This window comes from Arthrobacter sp. TmT3-37, assembly GCF_054510835.1.
The window spans coordinates 108,307-123,975 of the sequence record NZ_JBTNDU010000005.1; the positions used below are offsets into that span (position 1 = coordinate 108,307).

Genomic DNA, 15,669 nt, shown 5'->3' on the forward strand with positions numbered 1-15,669 from the left:
GGCCGCCAGGCGGTGTGCTCGAAGCGGTGTGCTTAAACAGGAACACCCGGACGAGGAGTCCGGGTGGGCCGCTTCACAGCGGAAGGAGAGGGGATGACGGGAATCGAACCCGCGTAATCAGTTTGGAAGACTGAGGCTTTACCATTAAGCTACATCCCCGCAGCGGGCCCCTTTCGGGACCCCGTGGAACGCATATAACTACACCACAGCTGCCGCGCGATCGCCAAATGTGCGCGGTGGACGTAAAGGTGCGTAGACTGACACTCGCACTTACGGGGTGTAGCTCAGCTTGGTAGAGCGCCTGCTTTGGGAGCAGGAAGTCGCAGGTTCAACTCCTGTCACCCCGACTCTGTCGTGTGATGAGGAAAGTGCCTCCGCTGCAGAACCAATCCCAATCATCTCAGGAGTCCTACGCTGTGAAGAGCGCTGTTGAAACCCTTTCCCCCACCCGGGTGAAGCTGAACGTCGAGGTTCCCTTCGAGGAACTGAAGCCCAGCATCGACGAGGCCTACAAGACCATCGCCACCCAGGTCCAGGTTCCAGGGTTCCGCAAGGGCAAGGTTCCGCAGCAGCTCATCGACCAGCGTGTCGGCCGCGGCTACGTGATCGAGACCGCCATCAACGACGGCCTGAACGGTTTCTACCAGAGCGCCGTGCAGGAGACGGGAATTCGTCCCCTCAGCCGCCCCGAGGTCGAGATCACCGAGGTCCCCGATCCTGCGAAGAAGGACGGCCAGCTCACCTTCACCGTGGAACTGGATGTCCGTCCCGAGATCGAGCTGCCCGACTACAAGGGCATCGAAGTCACCGTCGAACCCGTCGAGGCGTCCGACGAGGACATCGAGAAGGCGATGGACGAGCTGCGCGGGCGCTTCGGCACTCTGGCCGCCGTCGACCGCCCCGCGAAGGACGGCGACTTCCTCACGATCGACCTGACCGCAGCGGTCGACGGCGAAGAGGTTGACTCGGCACAGGACCTGTCCTACCAGATCGGCTCCGGCACGATGCTCGAAGGCATGGACGAGGCCGTCACCGGGTTGTCCACGGACGAGACCGCGATCTTCGAGACCAAGCTCGCCGGTGGTGAGCACGCCGGCGCCGACGCCCAGGTCACCGTGCTCGTCAAGGCCGTCAAGGAGCGCGAGCTCCCCGCCGTCGACGACGAATTCGCCCAGCTCGCCTCCGAGTTCGACACCGCCGAGGAACTGCGGGCCGACCTCGCCAAGCAGGCCTCCGAGTCCAAGCTCATGGACCAGGGCGTCGAGGCGCGCGACAAGGTGCTCGACCGTCTCGTCGAGCTCGTCGCCGTGCCCGTCCCGGCCAGCGTCGTCGAAGAGCAGCTGGAGCAGCACTTCAACGGTGAGAACGCCCACAGCGCCGGCGAGGACCACGACACCGAGGAGCACCGAGCCGAGGTCCGCACCAACACGGAGCGCGCCTTCCAGAACGAGGTCATCCTCGACGCCGTCGCCGAGAAGGAAGAGGTCGGCGTCAGCCAGAGCGAGCTGATCGACTACATCGTCTCCACCGCCGGCCAGTACGGCATGGAGCCGAACCAGTTCGCCCAGATGCTGGACCAGAGCGGTCAGGTCCCGATGATCGTCGGAGAAGTCCGCCGCCGCAAGGCCCTCGCCAAGGTCCTCGAGTACGCCACGGTCACCGATACCAGCGGTGCCGCCGTCGACCTGAGCGAATTCGTCCGTCCCGCCGGGGACGACGCCGAGACGATCACCGTCGACGACGTCGAGACCGAGCAGGACGCCGTCGAGGGCATCGAGGCCGGCGAGTCCGAGACCGTTGAGGCTCCCGAGGCCGCTGAGGCTCCCGAGGCTTCCGACGCCGCCGAGGCTCCGGAGGCAGCCGAAGAGGCCGAGACCGAAGCAGCTCCGAAGAAGAAGGCACCCAAGAAGAAGGCCGCCACGAAGTAGCCTTCCTCCGCAGCGCCGACAGCGGTGCCGCAGCCTCCGGGCGGCGGCACCGCTGTCTCGTTAAGCGCCGCCGGAGCCGTTTCCAGGCCCCCGCGAAGCGGCTCCCGGGACCCCGCCCGCCACCGTGCGCCGTCAGCGAACAGTTCGCGGTGCGGGAGCAATTCACCGCCGCAGCGGGTTAGTGTCCAAGGAGAGACAAACGGACGGGTCGGCCGAAGTGGCAGCGGCCCGCCAGAGTGAGAGGTTAACGCAATGGCAACCGAACCAAGTACCCCGAGCATGGCCGGTCCCGAGATGGGCGGACGTGACGAGTACATCTACACCCGGCTCCTCAAGGAGCGCATCATCTGGCTCGGTTCCGAGGTCCGCGACGACAACGCGAACGCCATCTGCTCGCAGCTGCTCCTGCTGTCGGCCGAGGACCCCGAGCGCGACATCTTCCTCTACATCAACTCCCCGGGCGGCTCCGTGACCGCGGGCATGGCCATCTACGACACGATGCAGTTCATCCCGAACGACGTCGTCACCGTCGCCACGGGCCTCGCCGCCTCCATGGGGCAGTTCCTGCTGTCCTCGGGCACGAAGGGCAAGCGGTACGCGACGCCCCACGCCCGCATCCTGATGCACCAGCCCTCCGGCGGTATCGGCGGAACGGCCACCGACATCCGCATCCAGGCAGAACTCATCCTCCACATGAAGCGCGTCATGGCCGAACTCACGGCGGAGCAGACGGGCCAGACCGTCGAGACGATCCTCAAGGACAACGACCGCGACAAGTGGTTCACAGCCCAGGAGGCCCTCGACTACGGCTTCTTCGACCACATCTCCGCGCACTCGGGCTCCGTCGCCGGCGGCGGCGGCACCGAGCAGAACGCGTAGTCCGCAGCAGCCTTCCACCAGTCGTCCTACAGGAGACACCATGAACCACGATTTCCAGGCAGCAGCGGGATCCACGGCGCAGAACCTGCCGACCAGCCGCTACATCCTTCCCCAGTTCGAAGAGCGCACGCCGTACGGCTTCAAGCGCCAGGACCCGTACACGAAGCTGTTCGAGGACCGCATCATCTTCCTCGGCACGCAGGTCGACGACGCGTCCGCGGACGACGTCATGGCGCAGCTGCTCGTGCTCGAGTCCACGGACCCCGAGCGCGACATCACCCTGTACATCAACTCGCCCGGCGGATCCTTCACTGCGATGACGGCGATCTACGACACCATGCAGTTCATCCGGCCCGAGGTGCAGACCGTGTGCCTCGGCCAGGCTGCCAGCGCCGCGGCCGTCCTGTTGGCTGCAGGCGCACCCGGCAAGCGCCTCGCGCTGCCGAACGCGCGCGTGCTGATCCACCAGCCCGCGCTGTCCGGCGGCCAGGGCGGGCAGGCCTCCGACCTGGAGATCCAGGCCAACGAGGTCATGCGCATGCGCACCTGGCTCGAGGACACGCTGGCACTGCACTCGGGCCGCACGGCCGAGCAGGTCAACATCGACATCGAGCGCGACAAGATCCTCACCGCCGCCGACGCCGTCGAGTACGGCCTGGTGGACGAGGTCCTGACCTCGCGCAAGATCACCCCGCCGAAGATCAACACGCCGTAGTCGGCAGGGCGGATCCGATGGCCCAGGGGGCCGCCGGATCCGCCCGATCGTCCGGTCATCGCCCGTGGCGCCGCAAGGCACCACGGGCATTTTGATACCGGCTACCACGGCCATGTGGCCTAGAGTGGTTCTAGCAATCGCGTAATACCTAAGGGGATTGAACCATGGCTCGCATTGGTGAGAGCACGGATCTGCTCAAGTGCTCCTTCTGCGGGAAGAGCCAGAAGCAGGTGCGGAAGCTGATTGCCGGCCCCGGCGTGTACATCTGTGACGAGTGCATCGACCTGTGCAACGAGATCATCGAGGAGGAGCTCTCCGAGGTGGCCGATCTCGGTACGTTCGAGCTGCCCAAGCCCCGTGAGATCTTCGACTTCCTGCAGGAGTACGTGGTGGGCCAGGAGCCCGCGAAGCGTTCCCTCGCCGTCGCCGTCTACAACCACTACAAGCGCATCCAGTCCGGCAGCGGTCCGCGTGCGGCGGGAACCCTCGCCGACGCGGCCGAGACCGAGGACGTGGAGATCGCCAAGTCGAACATCCTGCTGATCGGCCCCACCGGGTGCGGCAAGACCTACCTCGCCCAGACCCTGGCGCGCAGGCTGAACGTCCCGTTCGCCGTGGCCGATGCGACGGCACTGACGGAGGCCGGTTATGTGGGCGAGGACGTCGAGAACATCCTCCTCAAGCTCATCCAGGCCGCCGACTACGACGTGAAGAAGGCCGAGCAGGGCATCATCTACATCGACGAGATCGACAAGATCTCCCGCAAGAGCGAGAACCCCTCGATCACGCGCGACGTCTCCGGCGAGGGCGTCCAGCAGGCGCTGCTGAAGATCCTCGAGGGCACGGTGGCGTCGGTGCCGCCGCAGGGTGGGCGCAAGCACCCGCACCAGGAATTCATCCAGATCGACACCACGAACGTGCTGTTCATCGTGGCCGGGGCGTTCGCGGGGCTCGAGGAGATCATCGGGTCCCGGGCGGGACGGAAGGGCATCGGCTTCGGCGCGCCGCTGAGCTCCCTCAAGAACGAGGAGGCGAGCTACGGCGATGTCATGCCGGAGGACCTGCTGAAGTTCGGGCTGATCCCCGAGTTCATCGGCCGACTGCCCGTCATCACCACCGTCACCCACCTGGACCGTCCGGCGCTCATGCAGATCCTGACGGAGCCGAAGAACGCGCTGATGAAGCAGTACCAGAAGATGTTCCTGCTGGACGGGGTCGAGCTCGTCTTCGAACCGAAGGCGCTCGAGGCCATCGCCGACCTCGCCCTCGACCGCGGCACGGGCGCCCGGGGACTGCGAGCCATCATGGAGGAGGTCCTCCTCCCCGTCATGTTCGACCTGCCGAGCCGCGAGGACATCGCCACCGTGGTCATCACGGACGACGTCGTCGCCAAGCGGGCGGAGCCCACGCTCATCTCGCACGAAGTGGTCGCGAAGCGGCGGAACAAGTCGGCCTGACCCCGCGGCGGACAGCGATCCGACAGGAAAGAAGGCCCGGCCGATCGGCCGGGCCTTTCCTGTGTCCTCAGGCCGTGGCGCCCGCGGTGGCTCCGGCGTCCGCCTGCGGGTAGCTCGGTGGGTGGACGGCTGCCATCTCCTCCATGACGCGGACGACCTGGCAGCTGTAGCCGAACTCGTTGTCGTACCAGACGTAGAGGACGAGGTGGATGTCCTCGGAGATGGTCGCGAGGCCGTCGACGATGCCGGCGCGGCGGGAGCCGACGAAGTCGGTGGAGACGACCTCGGGGCTGTCGATGTAGTCGACCTGCTTGCGCATGCCCGAGTGCAGGGACATCTCCCGCAGGTAGGTGTTGACCTCCTCCTTGGTGGTGCCCTGTCCGAGGGTGAGGTTCAGGATCGCGATGGAGACGTCCGGGGTGGGCACGCGGATGGAGCTGCCGGTGAGCTTGCCCGCGAGTTCGGGCAGGGCCTTGGCGACGGCGGTCGCGGCGCCGGTCTCGGTGAGGACCATGTTCAGGGCCGCGGAGCGGCCCCGGCGGTCGCCCTTGTGGAAGTTGTCGATGAGGTTCTGGTCGTTGGTGAAGGAGTGCACGGTCTCGACGTGGCCGTGCACGACGCCGTAGCGGTCGTTGATGGCCTTCAGGACCGGGGTGATGGCGTTGGTGGTGCAGGACGCCGCGGTGATGATCCGGTCGGTGTCTTCGATGGTGCCGTGGTTGATGCCGTGCACGATGTTCTTCAGTGCGCCTTTGCCGGGTGCGGTGAGCAGGACCTTGGCGACGCCGGTGCTCTCGAGGTGCTGGGAGAGGCCCGCCTCGTCGCGCCAGCGGCCGGTGTTGTCCACGACGAGGGCGTCGGTGATGCCGTAGGCGGTGTAGTCGATGGAGGCCGGGTCGTCGGAGTAGATGACCTGGATGCGGGTGCCGTTGGCGGTGATGGTGTTCGACGCCTCGTCGACCTGGATGGTGCCCTCGAAGGATCCGTGCACGGAGTCGCGGCGCAGCAGGCTGGCGCGTTTGGTGAGGTCGTTGGCGGAGCCGCGGCGGACGACGATCGCGCGCAGGCGCAGGCCGTGACCGCCGCCGGCCTTCTCGATGAGCAGGCGGGCCACGAGCCGGCCGATGCGCCCGAAGCCATAGAGGACCACGTCGGTGCTGGTGCGCTCGTCGTGCCCGCCCTGGCCGACGATGTCGGCGAGCTCGGTGCGCAGGAACTCCTCCAGGGAGCGTTCGTCCCCGGCGGCGGTGGAGGCGTCGTAGGACAGGCGCAGGCGCCCGATGTCGATGGCGGCGGCGCCGAGGTCGAGGTCGGCGAGGATCGCGAGCATGGGGGCGGTATCCTCGAGGCGGAGTTCCTCGGTGGTGATGCGGCGGGCGAAGCGGTGGGCCTTGAGGATGTTCATCGTGGACTTGTTGATGAGGCTGCGTCCGTGGATGCTCGTGACCACGTTGTTCTTCCGGTACAGGCGTCCGATGAGCGGGATCATGGCTTCGGCGAGTTCCTCGCGGTCGAGCCAGCCGTCGTGGGTGTCGGCGGGGGTGTCGGCGTGGTCCTCGGTCCGGTGCTGCTGCAAAACGGCGTCCCTTCCATCACCGGGAAGTCCGGTGCGAACTCATCCAGCCCGATGCGACGCAGGGAGAGCGCCAGGCACCGTCGGCTGGTCGTGTCCTTTCATTAGACCGCCTCCGGCAGCACGGCACCAACTCGGGGCGGAATACGACGTCGACAGGGCGGGTTGCACGGAAGAAGGCTACGGCCTCCCAATCTCAGAAGGAGTACTGCATGAGCGAGTCCACGACCGTCGAGAAGGCCGATTTCTGGTTCGACCCCCTGTGTCCGTTCGCCTGGATCACGTCGCGCTGGATCGGCGAGGTGGAGCAGGTCCGCGACATCTCCGTCGACTGGCACGTCATGAGCCTGTCCGTCCTGAACGAGGGACGTGACCTGCCGGAGGAATACCAGGCCATGATGCTGCAGGGCTGGGGGCCGGTCCGGGTCATCATCGCCGCTGCGGAACTGCACGGGAACGAGTACATCAAGAAGCTGTACGACGCGATGGGCACCCGCATCCACATCGGGCAGGACAAGGACTTCGGGCGGGTCATCCGCGAGTCCCTCGAGGAGGTGGGCCTGCCGGCGGACCTGGCCCGGTTCGCCACCACCGACGAGTACGACGAGAAGCTCCGGGCGTCCCACAAGGACGGCATCGATCGTGTCGGCGACGAGGTCGGCACCCCGGTGGTCGCCTTCAACGGCACGGCGTTCTTCGGTCCGGTCCTGACGAGGATCCCGCGCGGCGAGGAGGCCGGCCGTATCTTCGACGGCGCCGTGCTGCTGTCGGAGTTCCCCGAGTTCTTCGAGCTGAAGCGGTCCCGCACGAAGAGCCCGACGTTCGACTAGTCCGCAGGACAGACGGAAGGGGACCCACCGTACGGTGGGTCCCCTTCCGCGTTCTACGCCCGGGAGGCCTATTCGGCGGGCTGGGCGACCAGTTCGACGTCGGAGACGGCCAGGGTGCCGTCTCCTTCCGCGAAGCGGAGGTCCCTGGCGTTGCCCGCGGCGAGGAGGTCGGACAGCCCGGCACGGACCTGCTCCACCTGCACCGACGGTGCCGTCACGACGGCGGTCTCGACCTCGGTGCGCTGTTTGACCTTCGCCTCGGACTTGGCCTTGCGGATGCCTCCGAGGGCCAACGCGACGGAGGTGAGGACACCGGCGTCGGCGGTGTCCGGCAGGCCGGCCAGCGCGTCCGCGCTCGGCCAGGCCGCCCGGTGGACGGAGCCCTGGCGCCACCAGCTCCAGACCTCCTCGGTGGCGAACGGCAGGAACGGGGCGAACAGGCGCAGCAGGGCATCGAGCGTCGTGGCCAGCGCTGTCTGGACGGACTGCGTGCCCGCGTCCGCGGAGTCCCCGTAGGCACGGTCCTTGACCAGTTCCACGTAGTCGTCGGTGAAGGTCCAGAAGAAGGACTCGGTCAGCTGGAGCGCGCGGGCGTAGTCGTACTTCTCGAACGCCGCGGTCGCCTGGTCGGTCACGGTCCGTAGCTGTGCCAGCAGGGACAGGTCCAGGGCGTTGGAGACGCGCCCGACAGCACCCTCGCCCACCGACGCCTCGGTGACGCCGAGGTTCAGGACGAACTTGGAGGCGTTGAGCAGCTTGATCGCGAGGCGCCGGCCGATCTTCATCTGGTTCACCTCGTACGCGGTGTCCGCGCCGAGCTTGGCGGATGCCGCCCAGTAGCGCACGGCGTCGGCACCGAACTGCTCGAGGACGTCCGTGGGTACCACGACGTTGCCCTTGGACTTGGACATCTTCTTCCGGTCGGGATCGAGGATCCAACCCGAGAGTGCCGCGTGCTTCCACGGCACCGAGTCCTGCAGCGCGTCGGCGCGGACCGCCGTCGAGAACAGCCAGGTCCGGATGATGTCGTGTCCCTGCGGGCGGAGGTCGAAGGGGAAGACCTTGCCGAACAGGTCCTCGTCGCGGGCCCAGCCACCGACGATCTGCGGTGTGAGGGACGAGGTCGCCCAGGTGTCCAGGACGTCGTTGTCGCCGATGAAGCCGCCCGGCTGGTTGCGTGCGGATTCCTCGAAGCCCGGGGCGGGGTCGGCCGCCGGGTCGACCGGGAGGGACTCGAGCGCGGGAACGACGGGATGGTCGTACTCGGGCTCGCCGTCGGCGTCGAGGCGGTACCAGACGGGGACGGGGACCCCGAAGAAGCGCTGCCGGGAGACCAGCCAGTCGCCGTTCAGGCCCTCGATCCAGTTCTCGTAGCGCGAGCGCATGAAGGCAGGGTGGAAGTCGATCTCACGGCCGCGCTGGATCAGTGCGTCCCGCTTGCCGGCGTCGCGTCCGCCGTTGCGGATGTACCACTGGCGGCTGGTCACCACTTCCAGGGGCTTGTCGCCCTTCTCGTAGAAGTTGACCGGGTGCACGATCTTCTTCGGTTCGCCGTCGAGGTCCCCGCTCTCGCGGAGCAGTGCGACGACGGCCTCCTTGGCGCTGAAGATCGTCTTGCCGGCCAGCTGCGCATAGTTCTCGCGGGCGCGCCCGGTGGCGATCCACTCGGGGGTCTCCGAGCGGATGCGCCCGTCGCGACCGACGACCGCTCGGGTCGGCAGCTGCAGCTCGCGCCACCACGTGACGTCGGTCAGGTCGCCGAAGGTGCAGATCATGGCGATGCCGCTGCCCTTGTCGGGCTTCGCGAGGGGGTGCGCCTTGATCTCGACCTCGACGTCGAACAGCGGGGAGGTGACGGTCGTGCCGAAGAGGGGCTGGTAGCGCTCGTCGTCGGGGTGCGCGACGAGGGCGACGCATGCCGGCAGGAGCTCGGGCCGCGTGGTCTCGATGTGGATCTGTCCGCCGTCGGGTGTGGAGAAGGCGATCCGGTGGTAGGCGCCGGGCTGCTCGCGGTCCTCGAGCTCGGCCTGCGCGACGGCGGTACGGAAGGTGACGTCCCACAGGGTGGGCGCTTCGGCGAGGTAGGCGTCCCCGGCCCTCAGGTTCTCGAGGAAGGCGCGCTGCGAGACGGCCCGTGAGGTGTCGTCGATGGTCCGGTAGGTCAGGTCCCAGTCGACCGAGAGGCCGAGCGTGCTGAACAGGTTCTCGAAGACCTTCTCGTCCTCGACCGCCAGCTCCTCGCAGAGCTCGATGAAGGTGCGGCGCGACACCGCGTCGAAGTCGCGCTGGTTCTTGGCCGGCTCGGCGGGCGGCCGGTAGTCGGGGTCGTAGGCGACCGACGGATCGCAGCGCACCCCGTAGTAGTTCTGGACGCGGCGCTCGGTGGGCAGACCGTTGTCGTCCCAGCCCATGGGGTAGAAGACGTTGGCGCCGCGCATGCGCTGGAAGCGGGCGAGGACGTCGGTCTGGGTGTAGGAGAACATGTGCCCGACATGCAGCGATCCCGACGCCGTGGGCGGGGGTGTGTCGATCGAGTACACCTGCTCACGCGTGGTGGCCCGGTCGAAGGAGTAGGTGCCGTCCGTCCGCCATTGGCGGGACAGCCTCTCTTCGAGGCCCTCGAGGGCGGGCTTGTCGGGAACGGAAACGGGCTGGGGTGAGGGCGTGTCTGTGCCCTGGGTCGTATCGGCCATGCCTCCATTGTTCCCTACGGCGGCGGGCCCGCCGTGCGCGGTGCTCCCGCGGCTCAGGCGCCGAACTGTCCGCGCAGCCGGTCGCGCATCGACGCGGACGCCTCGTTGAGGCCGACGACGGCCACCTCCGTGCCGTGGGAGCGGTACTTCTCCGAGACGGCATCGAGGGCGGCGATGGTCGACGCGTCCCACAGGTGCGACCGGCGCAGGTCGATGGTGACGTGGTGGGGGTCCGCCGCGTACTCGAACTGCATGTAGAGGTCGTTGGAGGAGGCGAAGAACAGCTCGCCGTCGATCACGTAGGTGACGCGCCGCTCGCCGTCCACCGTGTCCTCGGTGCGGTCGACGGTGACGAAGTGGGCCACGCGGCGTGCGAAGGCCACCATGGCCACGAGGACACCCACGCCGACGCCGATCGCCAGGTTGTGCGTCCAGACGGTGACGATCACGGTGGCGAGCATGACGGTGGTCTCGCTCCTGGGCATGCGCCTCAGGGTGGCGGGGGTGATGCTGTGCCAGTCGAAGGTGGCGATCGAGACGAAGATCATGACCGCGACGAGCGCGGCCATGGGGATGAGCGCGACGATGTCGCCGAGGGCGACGACGAGGACGAGCAGGAAGATCCCGGCGAGGAACGTCGAGATGCGGGTGCGGGCCCCTGAGGCCTTCACGTTGATCATGGTCTGGCCGATCATGGCGCAGCCGCCCATGCCGCCGAAGAAGCCGGTGATGATGTTCGCGGCACCCTGGCCCCACGACTCGCGGGTCTTGTCGGACCGGGTGTCGGTGATGTCGTCCACGAGCTTGGCGGTCATGAGGGACTCGAGGAGTCCGACGGCGGCGAGCGCCAGGGCGAAGGGAGCGATGATCCGCAGGGTCTCGAGGGTCAGCGGGACGTCGGGGAGGAACAGCGCGGGCAGGCTCTCGGGCAGGTCTCCCTTGTCGCCGACGGTCGGCACGGGCACGCCGGCGAGGATGGTGAACAGTGTCAGGACCACGATCGCGACCAGGGGTGCGGGCACGGCCCTGGTGAGGCGGGGCAGGCCGAAGACGATCAGCAGGCCCACGGCGACCATCGGGTAGACGAGGACGGGGACGCCGAGGAGTTCGGGGACCTGGGACACGAAGATCAGGATGGCGAGGGCGTTCACGAAACCGACCATGACGGAGCGGGGGATGAACCGCATGAGCCGTGCGACGCCGGCGATCCCGAGGATCACCTGGATGAGCCCGCCGAGGATGACGGCCGCGATGAAGTAGTCGAGGCCGTGGCTGTCCACCAGGGGTGCGATGACGAGGGCGACCGCGCCGGTCGCGGCCGAGATCATCGCGGGCCGGCCGCCGAGGAAGGCGATGGAGACCGCCATGGTGAACGACGCGAACAGGCCGAGCCGGGGGTCCACACCGGCGATGATCGAGAACGCGATGGCCTCGGGGATCAGCGCCAGCGCCACGACGAGGCCGGCGAGCACCTCGGTCTTCAGGAGCCGCGGGGTCCGGAGCGCCAGCCTCACCGAGGATCGTTCCCTGGGCGAGAGGGGGGTGTCCGTGATGGTGCGTCCTGCGGATGTCATGGTGCGTCGGTTCCTTCTGGTGGGGCAGCGGAGGGCACAAGAGCGCGGGCCCCGCTCAACGTTACCTGCGCGCGGCCTTCTCCGGGTCGGTCCACCGGAGGCACAGGATCGCCCCGGGATGGCTACAGTGGCCCCATGACCCAGACATCCCCGGCGCCCCTCGGCGCGCCCGCCGACCCGGCCCCCTCCGCCCTGCGCGCCATCGTCACCGGAGCCAGTTCCGGTATCGGCGCGGCGACCGTGCGCGCCCTCCGCCGCGACGGCTGGGACGTCGTCGCGGCAGCCCGCCGGGTGGACCGGCTCGAGGCCCTCGCGGCGGAGACCGGCGCCACGGCCCTCGCCCTGGACGTCACCGACCAGGCGTCCGTCGATGCCTTCACGGCCGCGGCGACCGCCGGCGGCCCCGTGCACGCGCTCGTCAACAATGCCGGCGGAGCCTTCGGGGCCGACCCGGTGGGGCAGTCCGTCATCGAGGACTGGCAGCGGATGTACGACGTCAACGTGCTCGGCTCGATGCGCATGACCCGCGCGCTGCTGCCGGCACTGCGCGACGGGGGCCAGGGCAGCGTCCTGTTCCTGACCTCCACCGCCGCGCTCGCGGCCTACGAGGGGGGAGCCGGGTACTGCGGCGTGAAGGCCGCACAGGAGTCGATGGCGCGTTCGCTGCGGCTGGAGGAGGCCGGGAACAACATCCGGGTCATCGAGGTGTCCCCGGGCATGGTGCGCACGGAGGAGTTCTCGCTCAACCGACTCGGCGGGAACCAGGGTGCAGCGGACAGGGTCTACGAGGGCGTGGAGTACCCGCTGACGGCCGAGGACGTCGCCGATGCCGTGGCCTTCACCCTCAACGTGCCCCATCACATGAACATCGACCAGCTCGTCCTGCGCCCGCTGGCCCAGGCGGCGAACCACAAGGTGCTCCGCTCCACCACCTGATCGAAAGTACTTGCCAATCCGGAAAGTAGTTGCGATAGTGGTTCCATCAGCAACTACTCGGAAGGGGCACGACGATGAGCGATACCACGAAGACCGGTCACCCGGGCGCGGGGGAGGCGCAGGCACTGCTCGCGCAGGCGGACCAGATCGGCGCAAGTGTGAGGACCGGTGCGGGCTGGCCGCAGATCGCCACGTTGCTCGGTCTCGGCGCCGTCTCGGCGATGGGCGTCGTCGCCCTCGGACTCGCGGCGCAGGCGCCCGGCACGCCCGTCGTCCTCCCGATCGTCACCATGATGGTCTGGATCCTGATCTTCACGACGATGGCCGCCGTCTTCACCCAGGCGAACAAGCGCGGATTCGGCGTCCGATGGGCGTACTACATCGGGGCGTGGGCCCTGCTGTGGGTGGCGGCGATGGTGCTCGGTGGCACGGTCCTCGAGGGCGAGCTGTGGTTCTCGGCCCTCATGGCGGCGCTCATCACCCTCACGACGACGGCGTGCGCCTGGTACGAGGCCCGCAGGTGAGCACGCAGGACACGCCCGCCCACCCGCGCCACCAGCTGGACGACACGCTGGGCCACCCGGTCCGGTTCTCGTTGATGGCCGCGCTCGCCCAGACCCAGGAGATCGATTTCGCGACCCTCCGCGACCACCTGCAGGTCTCGGACTCGGTCCTCAGCAAGCAGGTGGCGGCGTTGGAAGCCGCGGGCTACGTCGGCGTCCGCAAGGGCTTCATCGGGAAGCGCCCCCGCACCTGGTTGACCATGACGAAGGCCGGGGACGCCGTATGGCGGAACCATCTGGCGGCGCTGCGGGAGATCGCCGGCACCTTCTGAGCCGGGCGGCAGAGCTCTCCGCCACGGAGGGCCCTGCCGCCCGCTGCCGATTCCGTCCGGCGCTCCCCGACCCGGAGTAGGGTGCCTCTGGGCAGGTGTTGCACCGACAGGGGGACGGACAGCGTGGACGATCAGCCGAGCGGGACGGACGTGGCAGCATTCGCGGCCGAGATGAGGGACGCGGTCCTCTGGGTGGAGTGGAGCCGCAGCGCGACGGTCAGCGACGAGATGGCCGAGGCCCTGGTCGAGCGGGCGAACCGGCTCAGCCCCGACCTCTGCCCGCCGATGCTCGTGGAGCTGAACGGCATGGTGTCGCTGAGCCGCGGTGCCCTGCACCGGTTCGCCTCCGGCCTGAACATCGCAGCCATGGCCCTGGTGGGACCGTCAGCCGTCGACCGGACCCTGACCGAGTTCTTCACGCGGGTGCACCGGCCGCCGTACCCCACCCGTCATTTCGAGGACTCCGACCGGGCGCGGGCCTGGCTGGGCGATCATCCGCACAGCGGAGCCGCGACCTGAGGACTGCGTCCCCGGAGTCCCCGGCCGGAAGGTCGGCGGGTCCGGGAGGAACGCCGCCTGCCCCTCAGGCCGGAGGAGCCGTGTCGTGGGCGCTCGTCCGCGACGCGACGCGCAGGCGCACCGAGAAGTTGTCCAGGGTGCCGGGCAGGGGGCGGGCCGGATCGAGGGCCTGACCGTCCTCGACGCCGAAATCGTGCCCGTGCACCAGCGAGGCCAGCGCGGCGCTCGTCAGGAGGAGCACCAACTGCTTCCCCGGGCACACCACCGGTCCGTCGCTGAACGGCACGAGGGGCCAGTCGTCCTGCTCGCCGGACAGCCAGCGCTCCGGCGAGAAATCGTGGGCACCCTGGACGTGGCGCTCGTCCCGGTGGAAGTACGGCGAGTAGATCAGGACGCCGCACTTCGCGGGCATCCGACCCTGCGCCCACTGCACGGGCGCGGTCGTCTGCCGCAGGATCATCGGGGTGGTCGGCCAGAGCCGGAGTGACTCGAGGACGACGGCTCGTAGGTAGGGGAGGAACCGGCGCCCCGACTCGTCCCCGTCCACCTCGTCCCGGGCGACCGCCATCGCCTCCGGATGCGTGGCGAGGACCGTCAGGGCCCGGAAGGTCGCCATCCCGGCCGGATCGAAGGCGAAGAGCCACTGGGGGACCTGCTCCGCGGGCTCTGCGCCGTCGCCCTTCGGGGCGGCGGCCAGCACCGCGGCGAGGCTCCCGGGTTCGGCGTGGGCGAGCTCGTGCCCGACGCGGGCCAGGAACCGCTCGCGCGTCCTCCTGCGCACCGGCCTCAGGAACGCCCAGTTGCCGTCCTTGCGCAGCCTGATCACCATCGCGGTGAGTTCCTTGTCGTCCCGCGCGTGGTCCCCGAAGACCACGCGACGGACCACGCGGTACCACGCGTCCAGGAAATCGCCCCACGGCAGGGACCCGCGGGACGAGGCTTCCGCGAGCAGCTGCTGCATCTCCTCCTCCACCACCGGGACGAATCGATCCGCGAGGTGGTGTACCGGATGGCTGGTGTCGAGGACCTGCTCCTGCAGGGCGCGCCGGACGGTGCGGACCTGCCCCTGGGAGATCAGGACGTTGGCGGGCTGGAAGTGGGACAGGGCGGCGCGCTTCTCGGTGGTCGCAGGCGAGAACGGCTCGGGCGAACCGACCAGGACGGTGTGGACGTCTTCGGGCGCCAGCACCACCGCCTGCTTCCGGATCGGGAGCTTCAGCATCAGGGGGCCGGACGGGTACTTCGCGTGGATCGCCTGCAGGATGCGGACGGCCCTCGTGTCGAGGCCGAGGCGGGCGGAGAGCCCGACCACCCTTGGACGCCGGATGATGGGTCCCTTCGCGACGGTCGGCAGGAAGACTCCCAGCAGCAGCCGTGCGGTGTCCGGTGCGGACGCGGTGGGGAGGGTCGGGGTCGGCATGCGGTCTCCATCCTGTCGCGGTCGGGGTCCCTTCCAGCCTGCCGCGCGCGGGTGGGGACCACAACGCCTTTCGCAGCGCCCGCCGGCCCGGCGGATGTGCAGGTCCCCTTTCGACAAGGAAATCGCGGCGGCGCTAGACTGGGCACACAAGCGTCGACCCGGCGATCACCGGTGAGCTTCCGGAAGAAAGGCCGCCCTCCGTGGCGGCCCGTAGAACCGGACGGGTGGCCCGTCACAGCCGGAACGAGCGGCGGCCCCGGCTGCCGTGCCAGTGGCACGGCGGACGACGGCGGCAAGTGAGGTGGTACCG

The 15,669-nt window shown here is 68.7% G+C and carries 13 protein-coding genes and 2 tRNA genes; 10 read left to right on the plus strand and 5 right to left on the minus strand.

The features are described 5' to 3' along the window. Positions 1-88 precede the first annotated feature (88 nt). Positions 89-159 (minus strand) — tRNA-Gly (locus ACX80U_RS09145). Between the two features lie 114 nt (positions 160-273). Here ACX80U_RS09145 and ACX80U_RS09150 point away from each other — a divergent pair. The 5 genes from ACX80U_RS09150 (at position 274) to clpX (ending at position 4,979) form a co-directional block, all read left to right on the plus strand. Continuing rightward, positions 274-347, plus strand: a tRNA-Pro gene (locus tag ACX80U_RS09150). 69 nt (positions 348-416) lie between these two features. Continuing rightward, positions 417-1,928 (plus strand): trigger factor, encoded by a 1,512-nt coding sequence (gene tig / locus ACX80U_RS09155; RefSeq protein WP_459268158.1) that lies wholly within the window; start codon positions 417-419, stop codon positions 1,926-1,928. A gap of 252 nt (positions 1,929-2,180) precedes the next feature. Then, a complete protein-coding gene (locus tag ACX80U_RS09160; RefSeq protein WP_279628600.1) occupies positions 2,181-2,807 on the plus strand; it encodes an ATP-dependent Clp protease proteolytic subunit in 627 nt (208 codons plus the stop codon). A gap of 40 nt (positions 2,808-2,847) precedes the next feature. Then, positions 2,848-3,522 (plus strand): ATP-dependent Clp protease proteolytic subunit, encoded by a 675-nt coding sequence (locus tag ACX80U_RS09165; protein WP_133080634.1) that lies wholly within the window; start codon positions 2,848-2,850, stop codon positions 3,520-3,522. Positions 3,523-3,686: 164 nt separating this feature from the next. Then, positions 3,687-4,979, plus strand: a complete 1,293-nt coding sequence (gene clpX, locus ACX80U_RS09170; RefSeq protein ID WP_133080633.1) for an ATP-dependent Clp protease ATP-binding subunit ClpX — start codon at positions 3,687-3,689, stop codon at positions 4,977-4,979. Positions 4,980-5,046: 67 nt separating this feature from the next. Here the strand turns inward: clpX and ACX80U_RS09175 are convergent, their stop codons facing one another. Next, positions 5,047-6,555, minus strand: a complete 1,509-nt coding sequence (locus ACX80U_RS09175) for a glyceraldehyde-3-phosphate dehydrogenase (protein WP_459268159.1) — start codon at positions 6,553-6,555, stop codon at positions 5,047-5,049. Between the two features lie 209 nt (positions 6,556-6,764). Between ACX80U_RS09175 and ACX80U_RS09180 the strand changes: the two genes are divergently transcribed. Then, entirely contained in the window at positions 6,765-7,382 is a 618-nt protein-coding gene (locus ACX80U_RS09180; protein WP_133080631.1) for a mycothiol-dependent nitroreductase Rv2466c family protein, read from the plus strand. Positions 7,383-7,450: 68 nt separating this feature from the next. On the opposite strand, the gene valS is transcribed toward ACX80U_RS09180, so the two are convergent. Together valS and ACX80U_RS09190 are read right to left on the minus strand one after the other, a co-directional pair. Further along, a complete protein-coding gene (gene valS, locus ACX80U_RS09185; protein WP_459268160.1) occupies positions 7,451-10,075 on the minus strand; it encodes a valine--tRNA ligase in 2,625 nt (874 codons plus the stop codon). 53 nt (positions 10,076-10,128) lie between these two features. Next, positions 10,129-11,649: a SulP family inorganic anion transporter gene (locus ACX80U_RS09190; RefSeq protein WP_459268161.1), complete on the minus strand. Its 1,521-nt coding sequence runs from the start codon at positions 11,647-11,649 to the stop codon at positions 10,129-10,131. A gap of 135 nt (positions 11,650-11,784) precedes the next feature. Here ACX80U_RS09190 and ACX80U_RS09195 point away from each other — a divergent pair, with 135 nt between their 5' ends. The 4 genes from ACX80U_RS09195 to ACX80U_RS09210 all read left to right on the plus strand — a co-directional run bounded on the left by ACX80U_RS09195 (position 11,785) and on the right by ACX80U_RS09210 (position 13,939). Beyond that, positions 11,785-12,585 (plus strand): SDR family NAD(P)-dependent oxidoreductase, encoded by an 801-nt coding sequence (locus ACX80U_RS09195; protein ID WP_459268162.1) that lies wholly within the window; start codon positions 11,785-11,787, stop codon positions 12,583-12,585. A 74-nt stretch (positions 12,586-12,659) separates the two neighbouring features. Beyond that, positions 12,660-13,109 carry a hypothetical protein gene (locus tag ACX80U_RS09200; RefSeq protein ID WP_208741300.1) on the plus strand — a complete coding sequence of 150 codons (450 nt, stop codon included), beginning with the start codon at positions 12,660-12,662 and terminating at the stop codon, positions 13,107-13,109. Then, positions 13,106-13,420, plus strand: a complete 315-nt coding sequence (locus ACX80U_RS09205; protein ID WP_459268163.1) for a winged helix-turn-helix domain-containing protein — start codon at positions 13,106-13,108, stop codon at positions 13,418-13,420. The genes ACX80U_RS09200 and ACX80U_RS09205 overlap by 4 nt, the downstream gene beginning before the upstream one ends. A gap of 123 nt (positions 13,421-13,543) precedes the next feature. Then, entirely contained in the window at positions 13,544-13,939 is a 396-nt protein-coding gene (locus tag ACX80U_RS09210; protein ID WP_133080626.1) for a DUF7793 family protein, read from the plus strand. A 64-nt stretch (positions 13,940-14,003) separates the two neighbouring features. Here ACX80U_RS09210 and ACX80U_RS09215 read toward each other — a convergent pair whose 3' ends face one another. Then, complete coding sequence (locus ACX80U_RS09215) at positions 14,004-15,359, minus strand: cytochrome P450 (protein ID WP_459268164.1); 1,356 nt, start codon at positions 15,357-15,359, stop codon at positions 14,004-14,006. Between the last annotated feature and the right edge of the window lie 310 nt (positions 15,360-15,669).

Coding starts and splice junctions, on each gene's coding strand:
- ACX80U_RS09215 (WP_459268164.1), bottom strand. CDS start 15,359: ATGCCGACCCCGACCCTCCCCACCGCGTCCGCACCGGACACCGCACGG.
- ACX80U_RS09180 (WP_133080631.1), top strand. CDS start 6,765: ATGAGCGAGTCCACGACCGTCGAGAAGGCCGATTTCTGGTTCGACCCC.
- ACX80U_RS09160 (WP_279628600.1), top strand. CDS start 2,181: ATGGCAACCGAACCAAGTACCCCGAGCATGGCCGGTCCCGAGATGGGC.
- clpX (WP_133080633.1), top strand. CDS start 3,687: ATGGCTCGCATTGGTGAGAGCACGGATCTGCTCAAGTGCTCCTTCTGC.
- ACX80U_RS09200 (WP_208741300.1), top strand. CDS start 12,660: ATGAGCGATACCACGAAGACCGGTCACCCGGGCGCGGGGGAGGCGCAG.
- ACX80U_RS09190 (WP_459268161.1), bottom strand. CDS start 11,649: ATGACATCCGCAGGACGCACCATCACGGACACCCCCCTCTCGCCCAGG.
- ACX80U_RS09195 (WP_459268162.1), top strand. CDS start 11,785: ATGACCCAGACATCCCCGGCGCCCCTCGGCGCGCCCGCCGACCCGGCC.
- ACX80U_RS09165 (WP_133080634.1), top strand. CDS start 2,848: ATGAACCACGATTTCCAGGCAGCAGCGGGATCCACGGCGCAGAACCTG.
- valS (WP_459268160.1), bottom strand. CDS start 10,075: ATGGCCGATACGACCCAGGGCACAGACACGCCCTCACCCCAGCCCGTT.